Genomic DNA, 15,792 nt, shown 5'->3' with positions numbered 1-15,792 from the left:
AGCGGCTTCGCCGCCGCGGTCCGCCGCGCGAGACGGGTGAACTTGCGCGGGTTGCCGATGGACTCCAGGTACATCAGCACGACGTCGGTGTCCGGATCGTCGTACCAGTACTGGAGTACGTCGTTGCCGGACACGTCCGCGCGGTTGCCGGAGGAGACGAACGTCGACACGCCCGTGTCCCCGGTGACCCCGCCACCGCGCCGGTGCAGCCGGGACAGCAGCGCGATGCCGATCGCCCCGGACTGCGCGAACAGCCCGATCCGCCCGGGGCGCGGCATCTCCGGTGCCAGCGAGGCGTTGAGCCGCACCTCCGGGGAGGTGTTGATGATCCCGAAGGTGTTCGGCCCGATGATCCGCATGCCGTACGCGCGCGCGTGCCGCACGAGTTCACGCTGGCGCTCGCGTCCGTCGGGCCCGCTCTCGGCGTACCCGGCCGAGATCACGACGAGCCCCTGCACCCCGTGCTCCCCGCACTCGGCGACCACCTCGGGGACGTGCTCCGCCGGCACCGCCACCACCGCGAGGTCGACGGGCTCCTCGATGTCCCGCACCGACCGGTACGCCGGCACCCCGTCGAGCTCCTTCTGCCCCGCGGGCAAGGCCCTGTTCACGGCGTACAGGCGGCCGGTGAAGCCGGCCTCCCGGATGTTGCCGAGCACGCTGCGGCCCACGCCCCCGGGCGTGCGCCCGGTGCCGACGACGACGATCGAGCCGGGCGTCAGCAGCCGCCGTACCGACCGCCCCTCGGCGCGCTGCTCTCGCGCGCGTTGCACCGCGAGCGAGCGGTCGGTGGGTTCGAGGTCGAACTCCAGGCGTACGACGCCGTCCTCGAAGCTGCGCTTCTGGGTGTACCCGGCGTCCGTGAACACCTTGATCATCTTGCTGTTGGCAGGCAGCACCTCGGCGGCGAAGCGGCGGATGCCGCGCTCACGGGCGACGGCGCCGATGTGCTCCAGCAGGGTGGAGGCGACACCGCGCCCCTGGTGGGCGTCCTGCACCAGGAAGGCGACCTCGGCCTCGTCGGCGGGCGCGGACGCCGGCATGCCGTCGGCGCCGATGCGGTCGTAGCGTACGGTGGCGATGAACTCGCCGCCGATGGTGGCCGCGAGTCCCACCCGGTCCACGAAGTCGTGGTGCGTGAAGCGGTGGACGTCCTTCGCGGACAGGCGCGGGTAGGGCGCGAAGAAGCGGTAGTACTTCGACTCGTCCGAGACCTGCTCGTAGAAGCTGACCAGGCGCTCGGCGTCGTCGACGGTGATGGGCCGGACGCGTGCGGTGCCGCCGTCGCGCAGCACCACGTCGGCCTCCCAGTGGGCGGGGTACTCATACCGGTCCGACGGGCTCTGCATGGGCCCCAGAGTACGGCTCGCGTACGACAACGGCGCGAGGCAGTCTGTGGAAGGACGGGCACCGGACCGAGGCCGCGGTCCGGTGCCGTTCCGGACGGGACACAGGGCCCGTCGGGGCATGCCTCACGATATGGGAAACTGGTCTAGACAACCCTGAACACCTGAAGGGCAGCATCACATGGCTGAGCGCCGCGTCAACGTCGGCTGGGCCGAGGGCCTCCACGCCCGCCCCGCCTCCATCTTCGTACGAGCCGCCACGGCCGCAGGCGTCCCGGTGACGATCGCCAAGGCGGACGGCAACCCCGTCAACGCGGCCTCCATGCTGGCCGTCCTGGGTCTGGGCGCCCAGGGTGGCGAGGAGATCGTCCTGGCTTCCGACGCCGAGGGCGCGGACGCCGCGCTCGACCGTCTGGCAAAGCTGGTCGCGGAGGGCCTTGAGGAGCTCCCCGAGACCGTCTGAACCCGCTGACGGCATTCCTGAGGCCGCGTCGCCCATTCCGGGCGGCGCGGCTTCGCCGTCTGCCGCACACCCGGTCGCTTTTTCGCACGACGGGTCGAGAGAATTCCGAGCACCCAGAAAGGGGCAGCGGAAATGCACCGCCGCCGAATATCACTTCTTTGTATACGGCGCCCGTGTTAATGCCGCAGGCCCGACATGTTTACGGCATGTTGCGAAGTCCTCACACGGTCCGCGCGGTCGCCGCCGCCGGGAAATCGGAGCCGGTGCGCGCCGGTCGCGCGCTCGGCGTGCAGCGCCGTGACCGCCCGCGCCCGCTCGCCGTCGCCGCGCGCCACCGCGTCCACGATCGCGCCGTGCTCCGACCACGACTCCACGGGGCTGACGGGTGCCTCCACGGCGTACATCCAGGCGATCTTGTGCCGCAGCTGGGTCAGCATCGCGATCAACGCGGGGCTTCCGCAGGCCTGGGCCAGCGTCTCGTGGAACCAGCCGCCCAGGGAGCGCAGGTCCTCGCTGCCGCCCCGCCTGGCCCGCTCCTGGCCCAGCCGGACCAGGCCGCGCAGCACCTTCAGATGGGCCTCGGTGCGCCGCTGCGCGGCCCGCGCGGCGCCGAGCGGCTCCAGCAGCAGCCGCATCTCCAGCAGGTCGGCGGCCTCCTGCTCGGAGGGCTCCGCCACGCACGCGCCCGCGTGGCGCCGGGTCACCACGAAGCCCTCGGCCTCCAGCGTGCGCAGGGCCTCCCGGACGGGGACGCGGGAGACGCCGTAGCGGCGCGCGAGGAGTTCCTCGGTGAGCCGGCCGCCACGCTCATAGACACCCGCGACGATGTCGTCCCGGATGGCCGTGCACACCGAATGCGCCGGAATACGCATGACCGACCTCCGCCTTAATCCCCGTGAAACGCCGACGACTGACGTGTGTTCCGTGACTCTATTGCAGTGAGCCGGAATTTCCGATGGGGGGCCGGAATCCATGCATATTTTTTGGACATACAGGCGTACGAAACACCGAAAGCCCCGGCTCGGAGAGCCGGGGCCGCGGGAAGCGGGGCGGTCCGCTGTCAGATGCCGACGCCGTGCGAGCGGAGGTAGGCGACCGGGTCGATGTCCGTGCCGTACTCCGCCGTCGTCCGGGCCTCGAAGTGCAGGTGCGCTCCGGTGACGTTGCCGGTGGCCCCGGACAGGGCGATCTGCTGTCCCGGGGTGACCGTCTGGCCCACCGAGACAGCGAAGGACGACAGGTGACCGTACTGGGTGTACGTACCGTCGTTCATCTTGATCACTACTTGATTGCCGTACGCCCCACCCCAGCCGGCCTCGACGACCGTGCCGGAGCCGACCGCGTGCACGGGGGTCCCGCTCGCGGCGTGGAAGTCGACACCGGTGTGGCTGCCGGAGGACCACAGCGCACCGCCGGACCGGTAGCCGGTGGAGACGTAGGAGCCGCTGATGGGCGACACGTAGGTGTTGAGGCGCTTGCGCTCGGCCTCACGGGCGGCACGCTCCTTGGCCTCGCGGGCCTCCTTGGCCCGCTCCTCCGCGCGCTTCTTGGCGGCGGCCTCGGCCTTCTTCTCGGCCTCGGCCTCCGCCGCCGCCTGCTGCTGGGCGGCGGCCTGGGCGTCTATCTGCTCGGCGACCGAGTCGCCGATGGTGATGACCGGGAGCAGGCCGGTCTGCTCGGCCGCGGGCTCGTCGGCGAGCGCGGGAGCGGCCAGGGTGCCGAGGACACCGGTGGTGGTGAGGGCCGCGACACCGGCCGCCTGGGCGGTGGTGCGCTTCATCCGGCTGGGACGGCGGTGCTTCCCGGTGGCGCGCGTGAACGCCATGTGGTGGCTGGTCCTTTCCTTCCCTCTCGCCTACCGGGTTAGCTGACGGGTTCGGAGCAGGAAGGTCTCCTACGGACCCCCTCGCCGTGCGCGGGCGTCCGATTCACCCCAGGGACTTCATGGTTGGGTCCCCGGCTCCCCTGGCTCGCGCCGTACGGGGACTCGGCGATGACTGTCCGGTGCCGCGGGTGCGGCGCACTGCCTGACGGACAGCCCGGATGACGCTAAGCGGGACATCTTTCAATCCCCAAACCCATCCGGGCGTTTGTAGCGCATCCCACAGGCCAGACAGGCAACCTCTCCCTCAATTGGGACATAAAGGGGCCCTGGTGACGCGTCCGTCACCAGGGCCCCTCCGCGCGCGTGCCGCTCGCCGGCCTCTACTCGGCCGGGACGACCGTGACTTCGCCGATGCCGAGGGCCTCGACGGGCGCCTTGATCTGCGCCGCGTCACCGACGAGGATCGTCACCAGACGGTCCGCCGGGAAGGCGCTGACGACCGCCGCGGTGGCCTCGACAGTGCCGGTCGCGGCGAGCTGCTGATACAGCGTCGCCTGGTAGTCGTCGGGGAGGTGCTGCTCGACCTGGTCGGCCAGGGTCCCCGCGACGGCCGCCGCTGTCTCGTACTTCAGCGGCGCCACACCGACGAGGTTCTGCACGGCGACGTCCCGCTCAGCGTCCGTGAGCCCCTCCGCGGCCAGCGTGCGCAGCACCGTCCAGAGGTCCTCCAGCGCGGGACCGGTGTTCGGCGTGTCCACGGAACCGCTGATGGCGAGCATCGCGGCACCGCTGCCGTCGGGCGCGGAGCGCAGCACCTGACCGAACGAGCGCACCCCGTAGGTGTAGCCCTTCTCCTCGCGCAGGACGCGGTCCAGACGGGAGGTGAGGGTGCCACCCAGGCAGTACGTGCCGAGCACCTGGGCCGCCCACACGCGGTCGTGCCGGTCGGGGCCGACGCGGCCGATCAGCAGCTGGGTCTGGACGGCGCCGGGACGGTCCACGATCACCACGCGGCCGGTGTCGTCGGCCGTCACCGGCGGCACGGGGCGCGGCTGTGCCTGGGAGCCGGCCCAGGCACCCAGGGTCTCGCCGAGCAGCACGTCGACGTCGACGTCCGTGAGGTCGCCGACGACCACGGCGGTGGCGGTGGCGGGGCGCACGTGCCGCTCGTAGAAGGCGCGTACGGCGGCGGAGTCGATCTTCGCGACCGTCTCCTCGGTGCCCTGGCGCGGGCGGGACATGCGCGAGGTCGCCGGGAACAGCTCCTTGGAGAGCTCCTTGGCGGCCCGCCGGGCGGGGTTGGCCAGCTCGTGCGGGATCTCGTCGAGGCGGTTGCGGACCAGCCGCTCGACCTCGCTGTCGGCGAAGGCGGGCGCCCTGAGGGCGTCGGCCAGCAGTCCGAGCGCCTTGGGCAGGCGGGAGACCGGCACCTCCAGGCTCAGTCGGACGCCGGGGTGGTCGGCGTGTGAGTCCAGGGTGGCGCCGCACCGCTCCAGCTCTGCGGCGAACTCCTCGGCGGAGTGCTTGTCGGTGCCCTCGGAGAAGGCCCGCGCCATGATCGTGGCGACACCGTCGAGGCCGGCCGGCTCGGCCTCCAGGGGCGCTTCAAGCAGCACTTCCACGGCCACGACCTGCTGGCCGGGGCGGTCACAGCGCAGCACCGTCAGGCCGTTGTCGAGCTTCCCGCGTGTGGGAGCCGGGAACGCCCACGGGCGGGCCTCGCCCGCCTGCGGCCGGGCGTGGAAGTCCATCGTGGCGAGCTCGGTCACTTGGCCGCCTCCTCGGTGTCGTCGTCTGCGTCGGTCGCGGCGGCTTCCGGAGTCGTGGGCTCGTAGACCAGCACCGCGCGGTTGTCGGGCCGCAGGCGGGCCTTGGCGACCTCCTGGACCTCCTCGGCCGTCACCTCCAGGACACGCTGCACGGCGGTGAAGGCGAGCTTCGGGTCGCCGAAGAGCACGGCGTACCGGCAGAGTTCGTCGGCGCGGCTGGCGACCGTGCCCAGCCGGTCCAGCCACTCGCGTTCCAACAGGGCCTGCGCGCGCTCCATTTCCTCGGCCGTCGGGCCCTCCTCGGCGAAGCGGGTGAGCTCCTCGTCGATGGCGGCCTCGATCACCGGCACCTCGACGTCGCCGGACGTCTTCACGTCCAGCCATCCCAGGGAGGGCGCTCCGGCCAGCCTCAGCAGCCCGAACCCGGCCGCCACCGCCGTACGGTCGCGTCGTACGAGCCGGTTGTACAGGCGGGACGACTCGCCGCCGCCGAGGATGGTGAGCGCGACATCGGCCGCGTCGCACGCGCGCGTGCCGTCGTGCGGGAGCCGGTAGGCGCCCATCAGGGCACGCGCCGGGACCTCCTCCTCGATGACCTCGCGCAGCTCCTTGCCGATGACCTCCGGCAGCGAACCGTCGCGTGGCGCGGGCTTGCCGTCGTGGGCGGCGATGGAGCCGAAGTACTTCTTGATCCATTCGAGCGTCCGCTCGGGATCGATGTCGCCGACGACCGACAGCACCGCGTTGTTCGGCGCGTAGTACGTGCGGAAGAACTGGCGCGCGTCCTCCAGGGTCGCCGCGTCCAGGTCGGCCATCGAGCCGATCGGCGTGTGGTGGTACGGGTGGCCCTCCGGGTAGGAGAGGGCGGCGAGCCGCTCGAAGGCGGTGCCGTAGGGGACGTTGTCGTAGCGCTGGCGGCGCTCGTTCTTGACGACGTCCCGCTGGTTCTCCATGGACTCGTCGTCCAGGGCGGTGAGCAGCGAGCCCATGCGGTCCGCCTCCAGCCAGAGCGCGAGCTCCAGCTGGTGGGTGGGCATGGTCTCGAAGTAGTTGGTGCGCTCGAAGCTGGTGGTGCCGTTCAGCGAGCCACCGGCGCCCTGCACCAGCTCGAAGTGCCCGTTCCCCTTGACCTGGGCGGACCCCTGGAACATCAGGTGCTCGAAAAGGTGAGCCAGGCCGGTACGCCCCTTGACCTCGTGGCGCGAGCCGACGTCGTACCACAGGCACACCGCGGCGACCGGGGTCAGGTGGTCCTCGGAGAGCACCACACGCAGGCCGTTGTCCAGGCGGTGCTCTGTCGCTGTCAGCCCGCCGGAGCCTGCCTCGGCTGTGGCCGTGTGACCCATGGGCATGTACGTCCCTTCGATCGCGGTGCGGTCGGGAAACCGCAGATTTCCTGCCAGTCCTGCCACTGTATGCAAGCGCGCCGACCTGGTGTGAAGTTCCCGGAGCGCGTACGCCCAGAGCGAGAATCTGGTTGCCGGTCGCGAGGGCGTAGCCTGCGGGTCAGCGCGGGGCCGGTCGGCCGACGTCGGGTCCAGCGTCCGCGTTTGTCAGTGGCGCGGTCCACAATGGTCCGCGTCAGATGCCGTTCACGCTTCAGCAACAGCGAGCCGCAGGGACCGAGCGCCCCGTGGGCGAACGACCAGAAAACAGGAGGAGCCGGCAGCGATGGCCCGCCGCAGCACGAAGACCCCGCCGCCCGACGACTCGTACGAGGAGCGGATCCTCGACATCGACGTCGTGGACGAAATGCAGGGCTCCTTCCTCGAGTACGCGTACTCGGTCATCTACTCCCGGGCCCTGCCGGACGCCCGTGACGGTCTCAAGCCCGTGCACCGACGCATCGTCTACCAGATGAACGAGATGGGCGTGCGCCCCGACCGCGGGTACGTGAAGTGCGCCCGCGTGGTCGGCGAGGTCATGGGTAAGTTGCACCCGCACGGCGACGCGTCGATCTACGACGCCCTGGTGCGCATGGCCCAGCCGTTCTCCATGCGGGTGCCCCTGGTGGACGGCCACGGCAACTTCGGCTCGCTGGGCAACGACGACCCGCCCGCCGCCATGCGGTACACCGAGTGCCGGATGGCCGAGGCCACGAGCCTGATGACGGAGTCGATCGAAGAGGACACGGTCGACTTCGCGCCGAACTACGACGGCCAGGAGCAGGAGCCGGCGGCCCTGCCCGCCGCCTTCCCGAACCTGCTGGTCAACGGCGCGTCCGGAATCGCGGTCGGCATGGCCACGAACATGCCGCCGCACAACCTGCGCGAGGTCATCGCGGCCGCCCGCCACCTGATCAAGCATCCGAACGCCGACCTCGACGCCCTGATGCGGCACGTCCCGGGCCCCGACCTGCCCACCGGTGGCCGGATCGTCGGCCTCACCGGGATCCGCGACGCCTACGAGACCGGCCGCGGCACGTTCAAGATCCGCGCCACGGTCTCCGTGGAGGACGTGTCGGCGCGCCGCAAGGGCCTGGTCGTCACCGAGCTGCCGTTCGCGGTCGGCCCGGAGAAGGTGATCGCGAAGATCAAGGACCTGGTCGGCTCGAAGAAGCTCCAGGGCATCGCCGACGTCAAGGACCTCACCGACCGTGAGCACGGGCTGCGCCTGGTCATCGAGATCAAGAACGGCTTCGTGCCGGAGGCGGTCCTGGAGCAGCTGTACAAGCTCACGCCGATGGAGGAGTCCTTCGGCATCAACAACGTCGCCCTCGTCGACGGCCAGCCCCTCACACTGGGCCTGAAGGAGCTCCTGGAGGTCTACCTCGACCACCGCTTCGAGGTCGTGCGCCGCCGCTCGGAGTTCCGCCGCGGCAAGAGGCGCGACCGGCTGCACCTGGTCGAGGGCCTGCTCACGGCGCTGGTGGACATCGACGAGGTGATCCGCCTCATCCGCTCCAGCGACAACTCCGCCCAGGCCAAGGAGCGCCTGATCGAGCGCTTCGGGCTGAGCGACATCCAGACGCAGTACATCCTGGACACGCCGCTGCGCCGCCTGACCAAGTACGACCGCATCGAGCTGGACGCGGAGAAGGACCGGCTCACCGCGGAGATCCAGGAGCTGACCCGGATCCTGGAGTCGGACACCGAGCTGCGCAAGCTGGTCTCCACCGAACTGGCCGCGGTGTCCAAGAAGTTCGGCACCGATCGGCGTACGGTCCTGCTGGACTCGAACGCCACCGCGGTGGCAGCCGTTCCGCTCCAGGTGGCCGACGACCCGTGCCGGATCCTGCTGTCCTCGACAGGGCTGCTGGCCCGTACGGCGAACGCCGAGCCGTTCCCCGAGGACGCCGTGGCCAAGCGCGCCAAGCACGACGTGATCGTCTCGGCGGTGCCGGCCACGGCCCGCGGCGAGGTGGGCGCGGTGACCTCGGCGGGCCGACTGCTGCGGATCAACGTCGTCGACCTCCCGCAACTCCCGGAGACGACGACGGCGCCGAACGTCTCCGGCGGTGCGCCGCTCGCCGAGTTCGTCTCCCTGGAGGGCGACGAGACGGTCGTCTGCCTGGCCACGCTCGACGAGTCCTCCCCCGGGCTCGCGCTGGGCACGGAGCAGGGCGTCGTCAAGCGCGTGGTGCCCGACTACCCGGCCAACAAGGAGGAACTGGAAGTCATCACCCTGAAGGAGGGCGACCGGATCGTCGGCGCGGTGGAACTGCGCACCGGCGAGGAGGACCTGGTCTTCGTCACGGACGACGCGCAGCTCCTGCGCTACCAGGCTTCGCAGGTGCGCCCGCAGGGCCGTCCGGCGGGCGGTATGACGGGCATCAAGCTCACCGAGGGCGCCAAGGTCATCTCCTTCACGGCCGTGGACCCGGCGGTGGACGCGGTCGTCTTCACGGTCGCGGGCTCGCGCGGCACGCTGGACGACTCCGTGCAGACGACGGCCAAGCTGACCCCGTTCGACCAGTACCCGCGCAAGGGCCGGGCGACCGGTGGCGTGCGCTGCCAGCGGTTCCTGAAGGGCGAGGACTGCCTGTCCTTCGCCTGGGCGGGCGCCACGCCGGCCCTCGCCGCGCAGAAGAACGGCTCGCCCACCGAGCTGCCCGAGATGGACCCGCGCCGCGACGGCTCGGGCGTGTCCCTGGCGAAGCCGGTGGGGGCGGTTGCGGGCCCGGTCTAGGCCGGGGGCTCCTCGAGATCCGGCGCGTCCGGATCTCGAGCGTCCGGATCCTGTACGTAGCGCAGGACGCCCCACATGCCGTGTTCATCGGCGTGCGGGGCGTCGCTCCTGCACGCCGCGAGTTCCTTGTCGAGGGCGGGGGCGTCGATGCCGGAGCCGATGAGGACGAGCTGCGTGAGGCGTTCGCCGTCGGATCCCCAGGGCTCCGGATAGAAGCGCAGGAACCGCCCGACGGCGTGCACGGCGTACCGGCTGCGCGGATCGTGCGGGCCGAAGTCGACGTATCCCTTGATCCGGTAGAGCCCCTCGGGCCGGCTGTCGAGGAACGTCATCAACCGGCGCGGGTCGAGGGGCACTTCGGAGACGAAGGAGAGGCTGTCGTAGGCCGTGTGCAGGTGCCCGGCGTGCTCGGCGCCCGCGCCTTCGTGATCGTGCAGGTCGTCGAAGGACAACTGCCCGACGCGCTCCCGCGAGGGCCGGCAGTCGAAGAGGAGCTCGGGGTCCACACGGCCGTACGTCGTCGGTACGACGGCGGCGCCGTCGGCTAGGGAACGGACGAGGGCGAGGACGTGCTCGGAGTCCGGCGCCCGGTCGGTCTTGTTGACGACGACCAGGTCGGCGAGCGCGAGGTGCCGGCCGATCTCGGGGTGCTTCGCGCGCGTGTCGTCGAACTCGGCCGCGTCGACGACCTCGACGAGCCCGCCGTACACGATGCCCGGATGCTCGCTGGCCAGCAGCATCCGTACCAGTTCCTGCGGCTCGGCTAGCCCGCTGGCCTCGATGACGACGATGTCGATCCCGGCGCCGGGATGCGCCAGCCGTTCGAGGTACTCGTCCAGCTCACTGGCGTCGACGGCACAGCACAGGCAGCCGTTGCCGAGGGAGACGGTGGAATCCCCCAGGGCTCCGGCCACCGCCATGGCGTCGATCTCGACGGACCCGAAGTCGTTGACGAGGGCGCCGATACGGCTGCCTCCACTGCGGTGCAGGAGGTGGTTGAGAAGGGTCGTCTTGCCGGACCCCAGAAATCCGGCGATGACGACGACCGGGATCTGCCGGGAACTCGGGCTCAGCCCCACCGTGCGACCTCTCCCACGCCTACGCGCACACCGGTTCACACCCCGGCGCGCCTTACGGAACTTGCATGCCGGGCCAGGATACGAGCACGCAGAATCTCCGCGTAGTGAACGATTGTTAGCATCGCGAGCGGGGCAGACGTTGGGCATGGCGCCGGTTTGTGCGACCCTCGCTTCCTTCCGTGCGCCTCCTCTCCGCCTCCCCGCCGATCAGAGCCGCTCGGCACCCTGGGAGACGGCAAGCGCCGCCCACCGCTCGCCGGTCCCCACCCGTCGACCCGCACCCCGACGACCGGCGGGCGGCCGCCTGAATCGGGGGTTGACATGGCCACACGGAAAATAAGGACACGGGGGCTGGGCACCGCGGCGGCAGCGGGCCTGGGTCTACTGACAGGAGCCCTCGCCGCGCTGGCCGCGGAACGCCGCACGGCGCACGCCATGCGGGCACGACTCGACCGCCTGGAAGCACAGGTGGCCCATTCGCACCGGCACGCGAACCTCGCCAACCAGCAGCATCTGCACTGGGAACTGCTCAGCAAGGCGATCGACAGCCCGGAGCTGGCGGAGGTGCTGGACATCTTCGAGGCACCGGCATCACCGCTGGAGCGCCGCCAGTACCTGTTCGCCAATGCCCTCTACACGAACCTTCTCTTCTATTACCGCATCGGCAACCTCAGCCGAGAGGAGGTCTTCGGGCGGATGCGCGGCCTGCTGCAGAACCCGGTGGTACGGGAGTACTGGCTCGCGACGCGCGGCCAGCGCGCCACCCTTCCGGAGGACTCGGACGAGGCGGAGTTGGGACGAATGGTGGACGACCTTCTTCGGCAGTTGGAGGAGGCGGACACGGAGGAATGGTGGGTGGTGGGCGAGCCACCGGCCGAGTAGGAACGCGCTCCCGCAGAAATCACACCCTCGGGCCATAACGAACGGGTGAATACGTCAGTTGTCCCAGTCGCCACTGGGGTTGACTCTCGCCTGACCGTGCCGAGCGACCCCACAAGCGTCGCTCACGCTGCCGGACGACGAGTGCACCCACAAGGCTGCCTTCGCACCAGCTGCCGTCGTGCACCCCTCTTCAGTCGTGGACCAAAGGGAAACAAACAGTGAGTCAGATCATCCGTCGGATCGGTGTACCTCCAAGCCAGCGCGGGAGCACTGGAGGAGGCAATTGCCCTGACATCTTCGAATTGGCCGACGGAAACTTTGCCGTCATCGGCAGGGACGCCACGGACTCACTCGACCCGGATCTACCCTCCGACGCCTCGCGTGCTGATTACGAGCGCATCGTCGTCATCACCCGCGAAACCCTTATTCGCGCAAAGCGCGACATTCCTGATGTGTGAGTAATCCACGGCGGCGCCCGACCGGGACCGCCGCCTTCAGGTCCGGCACCAGATCGGTGCCGGACCTCGTCCGTTCCGGGCCGGCCGCGTCAGGCCGCCCGCGGCACCTCCACCGGTGCCCCGGGCCCCACATACCGTGCCGCGGGGCGAATGATCTTCGAGTCCTGGGACTGTTCCAGGATGTTGGCGCTCCAGCCGACCACGCGCGCCGCGGCGAAGGTCGGGGTGAACATCTCGCGGGGCAGGCCACAGAGTTCCATGACCACGCCGGCGTAGAACTCGACGTTGGCGTGCAGTTCGCGGCCAGGCTTGAGGTCGGCGAGGATCGCCTCCACCCGGCGCTCCACCTCCACGGCGAAGTCGACCAGCGGTCCACCGAACTGCTGCGCGATGCCACGCAGCATGCGGGAGCGCGGGTCCTCCGTGCGATAGACGGGGTGCCCGAAGCCCATGATGCGGTCGCCGGCAAGGACACGCTCCCGGATCCAGGGGTCGATGCGGTCCACCGTGCCGATCGCGTCCAGGGTGTCCAACGCCCGGCTCGGGGCACCTCCGTGCAGCGGCCCCGACAGCGCCCCGATGGCCCCCACCATGCACGCGCCCACGTCGGCGCCGGTGGACGCGATCACCCGTGCCGTGAAGGTTGATGCATTGAATCCGTGATCAATGGTTGAGATCAGGTATTGCTCAACCGCACGAGCTCGCCGCTGATCCGGTTCGTCGCCCGTCAACATGTACAGGTAGTTGGCCGCGCACGAGAGGTCCGCACGGGGCGGCACCGGCGCCAGCCCCTTCCCCAGCCGATGCAGCGCGGTGAGCACGGTCGGTACGGCCGCGGTCGCCACGAGCGTGTCCTCGCGCCGCCGGTCCGCATCGATGTCGTACAGCGGACGGAAGCCCTTGGCCGCGCCCAGCAGGGACAGCGCGGTGCGCAGCCCGGCGAGCGGCCCGGAGCGTCCGCCGGCGGCAGCGATGGCGGGCAGCGCCGCCGACACCTCGTCGGGCAGCCGTCGCAGCGCCGCGGTCCCGGCGACGAAGGTGGCCGCACTCGGGGCGTCCGGCAGCTCGCCGTGGACCAGGAGATGCCAGACGTCCTCGAAGGAGCGGGTCTGCGCGAGGTCGACGGCCGAGTACTGCCGGTAGTGGTAGAAGCCCTCAAGACCCCGTACGTCACCGACCTCCGTGTCGGTCACGACGACGCCCGCGAGTCCCCGCGGTACGTCGACGGGAGTGGATGCGGACCTGTTGACGGACATGTTTTCCTCCCTGGATTTAATGCGACTGTCCATGGTTGACTCAATTTCTGTCAATATTGATTGAATCAATACAGGAGTCAATGTGTTGCTCGGGCCGCTACCGTGACCCCCATGCGCGATCAAGAACCCGGCCTCGTCCCACCGGGCCTGCGGCTGAGCACCAAGGAGGCCGCCGAGCTGCTCGGCGTGAAGGCGGAGACCGTGTACGCCTACGTGAGCCGGGGCCAGCTGAGCAGCCACCGCACGCCCGGCGGCCGGGGCAGCACGTTCGACGCCGAGGAGGTGGCGGCGCTCGCCCGGCGCAACAGGCGGGAGACCAGGGGGAGTTCGGCCGCCGGCGCCGACATGGCCGTACGCACTCGCATCACGCTGATCGACGACGACCGGTACTACTTCCGGGGCGTCGACGCGACCGAGCTCGCCGCACGCCACAGCTACGAGGAGATCGCCGAATGGCTGTGGACGGGGCGACTGCGCCCCGGGATCGCCTTCGCCGCACCCCTGGCCTCCGTCGCCGTCGCCCGGCGCGCGGTCGACTCGCTGCCCGAGCACAGTGGCCCCACCGACCGGCTGCGCGTCGCCGTGGTCGCCGCCGCCTGCGCGGACCCGCTGCGTTTCGACCTGTCCGAGGAGGCCGTCCTCGGCACCGCGCGCGTGCTGATCCCCACGCTCGTCGCCGCTCTGCCGCCACGGCGCCGCACAGAGCGCGACGAGGGCTCCCTGGCCCAGCGCCTCTGGCGGCGGCTCAGCCCGCGCGACCCGGACGAGACCTCGCTGCGCGCCCTGGACATGGCGCTCGGCCTGCTGGTCGACCACGACCTCGCCGCCTCGACGCTCGCGGTGCGCGTCGCGGCGTCGGCCCGGGCGCACGCCTACGCGGCCGTCTCCGCCGGGCTCGGCGTGCTCGAGGGCCCCCTGCACGGCGCGGCCAGCGGGCTCGCCCACCGGATGCTCGTGGAGGTCCTGGACCAGGGTGACCCGGCGCCCGTGGTCGCGGAGGAGCTCCGGGCCGGCCGCCGTGTCCCGGGCCTCGGCCACCAGCTGTACGCGGGCGAGGACCCCCGCGCGCGGGCGCTGTTCGCCGTCCTGGAGGAGATGCCCGACGCCGAGCCCGCCCTCGCCGCCGCCCGCGACGTCATGGTCACCGCCGCCCGGCACACCCCGCTGCACGCCAACGTCGACCTGGCCCTCGCCGTGCTCACGGTAGCGGGAGGAATGTTCCCCACCGCGGGCGAGACGATCTTCGCGGTGGCCCGCACGGCGGGCTGGATCGCCCACGCCCTGGAGGAGTACGGCGAGCGTCCCCTGCGGCTGCGCCCCAGCGGACACTACGTCGGCTCGCGCCCGCCGCAGCCCCTGCCGGAGTAGGTCACCGGGAGGTCCGGAAGTCACCCTGCACAAAGTCAGGTTAGGCTCACCTGTGTGAGTAGGTGTGCAACCGTCTCGCGGGACCTCGACGAGCCCGTTTCCGGAACCGCCGCGACCGCCAGGACCTGGCTCCTGGTGGAACAGCCGGGTCCGTGGGGCGCGAGGGCGCTCACTTCGAGCCACCTGGATCCCGCGCTGGGCCGGTCCCTGGAAGCGGCCGCGAAGGGCACGGGCGTTCGCGTCGCGCTCATCCGCCGCCCGGGACGCCACGCGGACTTCGGCACGCCCGCCGTTCGCAAGGTGTACGCGGCGCACACCATGCCCGGCAACGCCTGGTTGCACGCCGCCACGATCGACGACCCGGCGCGGCTGCTCGACCTCGACTTCACCGCTCTCGGCACGGGTGACCAGCACACCTTCGACGCCACGCTGCAGGGCCGTCCCCATGTCGGTGGCCCGCTCGCCCTCGTCTGCACCAACGGCAAGCGCGACCGCTGCTGCGCCCTCCTCGGCCGCCCCTTGGCGAACGACCTCGCCGCCTCCGGCATGAGCGGCATCTGGGAGGTCACCCATCTGGGCGGTCATCGCTTCTCGCCGACCGTGCTCGTGCTGCCCCACGGCTACGCGTACGGCAGGGTCGAGGCCCACACCGTCAAGGACGTCCTGCACGGCGTCCAGGAGGGCCGTGTGGTCCCGGAGGGGTGCCGTGGCCGCTCGGCCTGGGAGCGGCCCGGTCAGGCGGCGGAGCTGGCCGTGCGCACGGCCGCAGGCGAGTACGCGGCGGACGCGCTGAGCGTCGTACGGACCGAGAACGCCGTACGGGTGGACGGTGCGGCAGCCCGCTGGGAGGTGGTCGTCGCCCATGCGGACGGACGCCACTGGCGGGTGATCGTCGCCCAGGGGGCGTCGCTGCCCCCGCGCGCGGAGAGCTGCGGTACGTCGGTCCTGGGCGCCCCGGCGCGGATGGACGTGGTGTCGGTCCACGAACTCGAGCCGACGGCACTCGCGAGCTGACACCTCCGGCGATGCCGTCGGCGCGGACCGACCTGCCGCTCGCCGCCCAGGTGAGCGCCCGGGGTGGGCGCACCGCCCGGCTGAGCCCCCCGAGGGCACCTAACCGCCCTCCGGCCCCGCACGCGCCCTCTCCCAAAGACCACACCCCACGGGACCCGTCCCACCCCCATACGGCACCCCCCGCTCCCCCACGTACCTTCGTGG

The 15,792-nt window shown here is 71.1% G+C and carries 13 protein-coding genes and 1 riboswitch; of the genes, 6 read left to right on the top strand and 7 right to left on the bottom strand.

Annotation, left to right across the window (positions count from 1 at the left end; genetic code table 11):
- On the bottom strand, positions 1-1,349 hold a 1,349-nt coding region (locus AB0O67_RS04830; protein ID WP_365446130.1), incomplete at its 3' end, for a GNAT family N-acetyltransferase.
- 178 nt (positions 1,350-1,527) lie between these two features.
- On the opposite strand from AB0O67_RS04830, the gene AB0O67_RS04825 reads away from it, so the two are divergent.
- Complete coding sequence (locus AB0O67_RS04825) at positions 1,528-1,809, top strand: HPr family phosphocarrier protein (RefSeq protein ID WP_030021209.1); 282 nt, start codon at positions 1,528-1,530, stop codon at positions 1,807-1,809.
- Positions 1,810-1,985: 176 nt separating this feature from the next.
- Here the strand turns inward: AB0O67_RS04825 and AB0O67_RS04820 are convergent, their stop codons facing one another.
- The 4 genes from AB0O67_RS04820 to AB0O67_RS04805 all read right to left on the bottom strand — a co-directional run bounded on the left by AB0O67_RS04820 (position 1,986) and on the right by AB0O67_RS04805 (position 6,755).
- Entirely contained in the window at positions 1,986-2,681 is a 696-nt protein-coding gene (locus tag AB0O67_RS04820) for a GntR family transcriptional regulator (protein WP_365446127.1), read from the bottom strand.
- 188 nt (positions 2,682-2,869) lie between these two features.
- Positions 2,870-3,634, bottom strand: coding sequence for a M23 family metallopeptidase (locus AB0O67_RS04815; protein ID WP_365446124.1), 765 nt, complete (start codon positions 3,632-3,634; stop codon positions 2,870-2,872).
- Between the two features lie 12 nt (positions 3,635-3,646).
- Positions 3,647-3,812, bottom strand: a riboswitch (cyclic di-AMP (ydaO/yuaA leader).
- A gap of 202 nt (positions 3,813-4,014) precedes the next feature.
- The gene (locus AB0O67_RS04810; protein WP_365446121.1) at positions 4,015-5,403 is read right to left on the bottom strand and encodes a pitrilysin family protein; all 1,389 of its coding nucleotides are present in this window, start codon (positions 5,401-5,403) and stop codon (positions 4,015-4,017) included.
- Positions 5,400-6,755: a pitrilysin family protein gene (locus AB0O67_RS04805; protein ID WP_365446119.1), complete on the bottom strand. Its 1,356-nt coding sequence runs from the start codon at positions 6,753-6,755 to the stop codon at positions 5,400-5,402. The genes AB0O67_RS04810 and AB0O67_RS04805 overlap by 4 nt, the downstream gene beginning before the upstream one ends.
- Before the next feature lie 319 nt (positions 6,756-7,074).
- On the opposite strand from AB0O67_RS04805, the gene AB0O67_RS04800 reads away from it, so the two are divergent.
- Positions 7,075-9,531, top strand: coding sequence for a DNA topoisomerase IV subunit A (locus tag AB0O67_RS04800; protein WP_365446116.1), 2,457 nt, complete (start codon positions 7,075-7,077; stop codon positions 9,529-9,531).
- On the opposite strand, the gene AB0O67_RS04795 is transcribed toward AB0O67_RS04800, so the two are convergent.
- A complete protein-coding gene (locus AB0O67_RS04795; protein WP_365446113.1) occupies positions 9,528-10,610 on the bottom strand; it encodes a GTP-binding protein in 1,083 nt (360 codons plus the stop codon). The genes AB0O67_RS04800 and AB0O67_RS04795 overlap by 4 nt on opposite strands.
- A gap of 321 nt (positions 10,611-10,931) precedes the next feature.
- On the opposite strand from AB0O67_RS04795, the gene AB0O67_RS04790 reads away from it, so the two are divergent.
- Together AB0O67_RS04790 and AB0O67_RS04785 are read left to right on the top strand one after the other, a co-directional pair.
- Positions 10,932-11,492, top strand: a complete 561-nt coding sequence (locus AB0O67_RS04790) for a DUF6082 family protein (protein WP_365446110.1) — start codon at positions 10,932-10,934, stop codon at positions 11,490-11,492.
- Between the two features lie 218 nt (positions 11,493-11,710).
- Complete coding sequence (locus AB0O67_RS04785; protein ID WP_365446107.1) at positions 11,711-11,950, top strand: hypothetical protein; 240 nt, start codon at positions 11,711-11,713, stop codon at positions 11,948-11,950.
- Between the two features lie 89 nt (positions 11,951-12,039).
- Here AB0O67_RS04785 and AB0O67_RS04780 read toward each other — a convergent pair whose 3' ends face one another.
- Entirely contained in the window at positions 12,040-13,206 is a 1,167-nt protein-coding gene (locus AB0O67_RS04780; protein ID WP_365446105.1) for a citrate synthase/methylcitrate synthase, read from the bottom strand.
- A gap of 111 nt (positions 13,207-13,317) precedes the next feature.
- On the opposite strand from AB0O67_RS04780, the gene AB0O67_RS04775 reads away from it, so the two are divergent.
- Both AB0O67_RS04775 and AB0O67_RS04770 read left to right on the top strand, forming a co-directional pair.
- Positions 13,318-14,574, top strand: a complete 1,257-nt coding sequence (locus AB0O67_RS04775) for a citrate/2-methylcitrate synthase (RefSeq protein WP_365446102.1) — start codon at positions 13,318-13,320, stop codon at positions 14,572-14,574.
- A gap of 54 nt (positions 14,575-14,628) precedes the next feature.
- Positions 14,629-15,588 carry a sucrase ferredoxin gene (locus AB0O67_RS04770; RefSeq protein ID WP_365446099.1) on the top strand — a complete coding sequence of 320 codons (960 nt, stop codon included), beginning with the start codon at positions 14,629-14,631 and terminating at the stop codon, positions 15,586-15,588.
- The last annotated feature ends 204 nt before the right edge of the window (positions 15,589-15,792 follow it).

This window comes from Streptomyces sp. NPDC086077, assembly GCF_040686175.1.
In the GTDB taxonomy this organism is placed as follows: domain Bacteria; phylum Actinomycetota; class Actinomycetes; order Streptomycetales; family Streptomycetaceae; genus Streptomyces.
The sequence above is the reverse complement of the archived record's forward strand: the minus strand, read 5'-3'. Positions and strand labels throughout refer to the sequence as shown.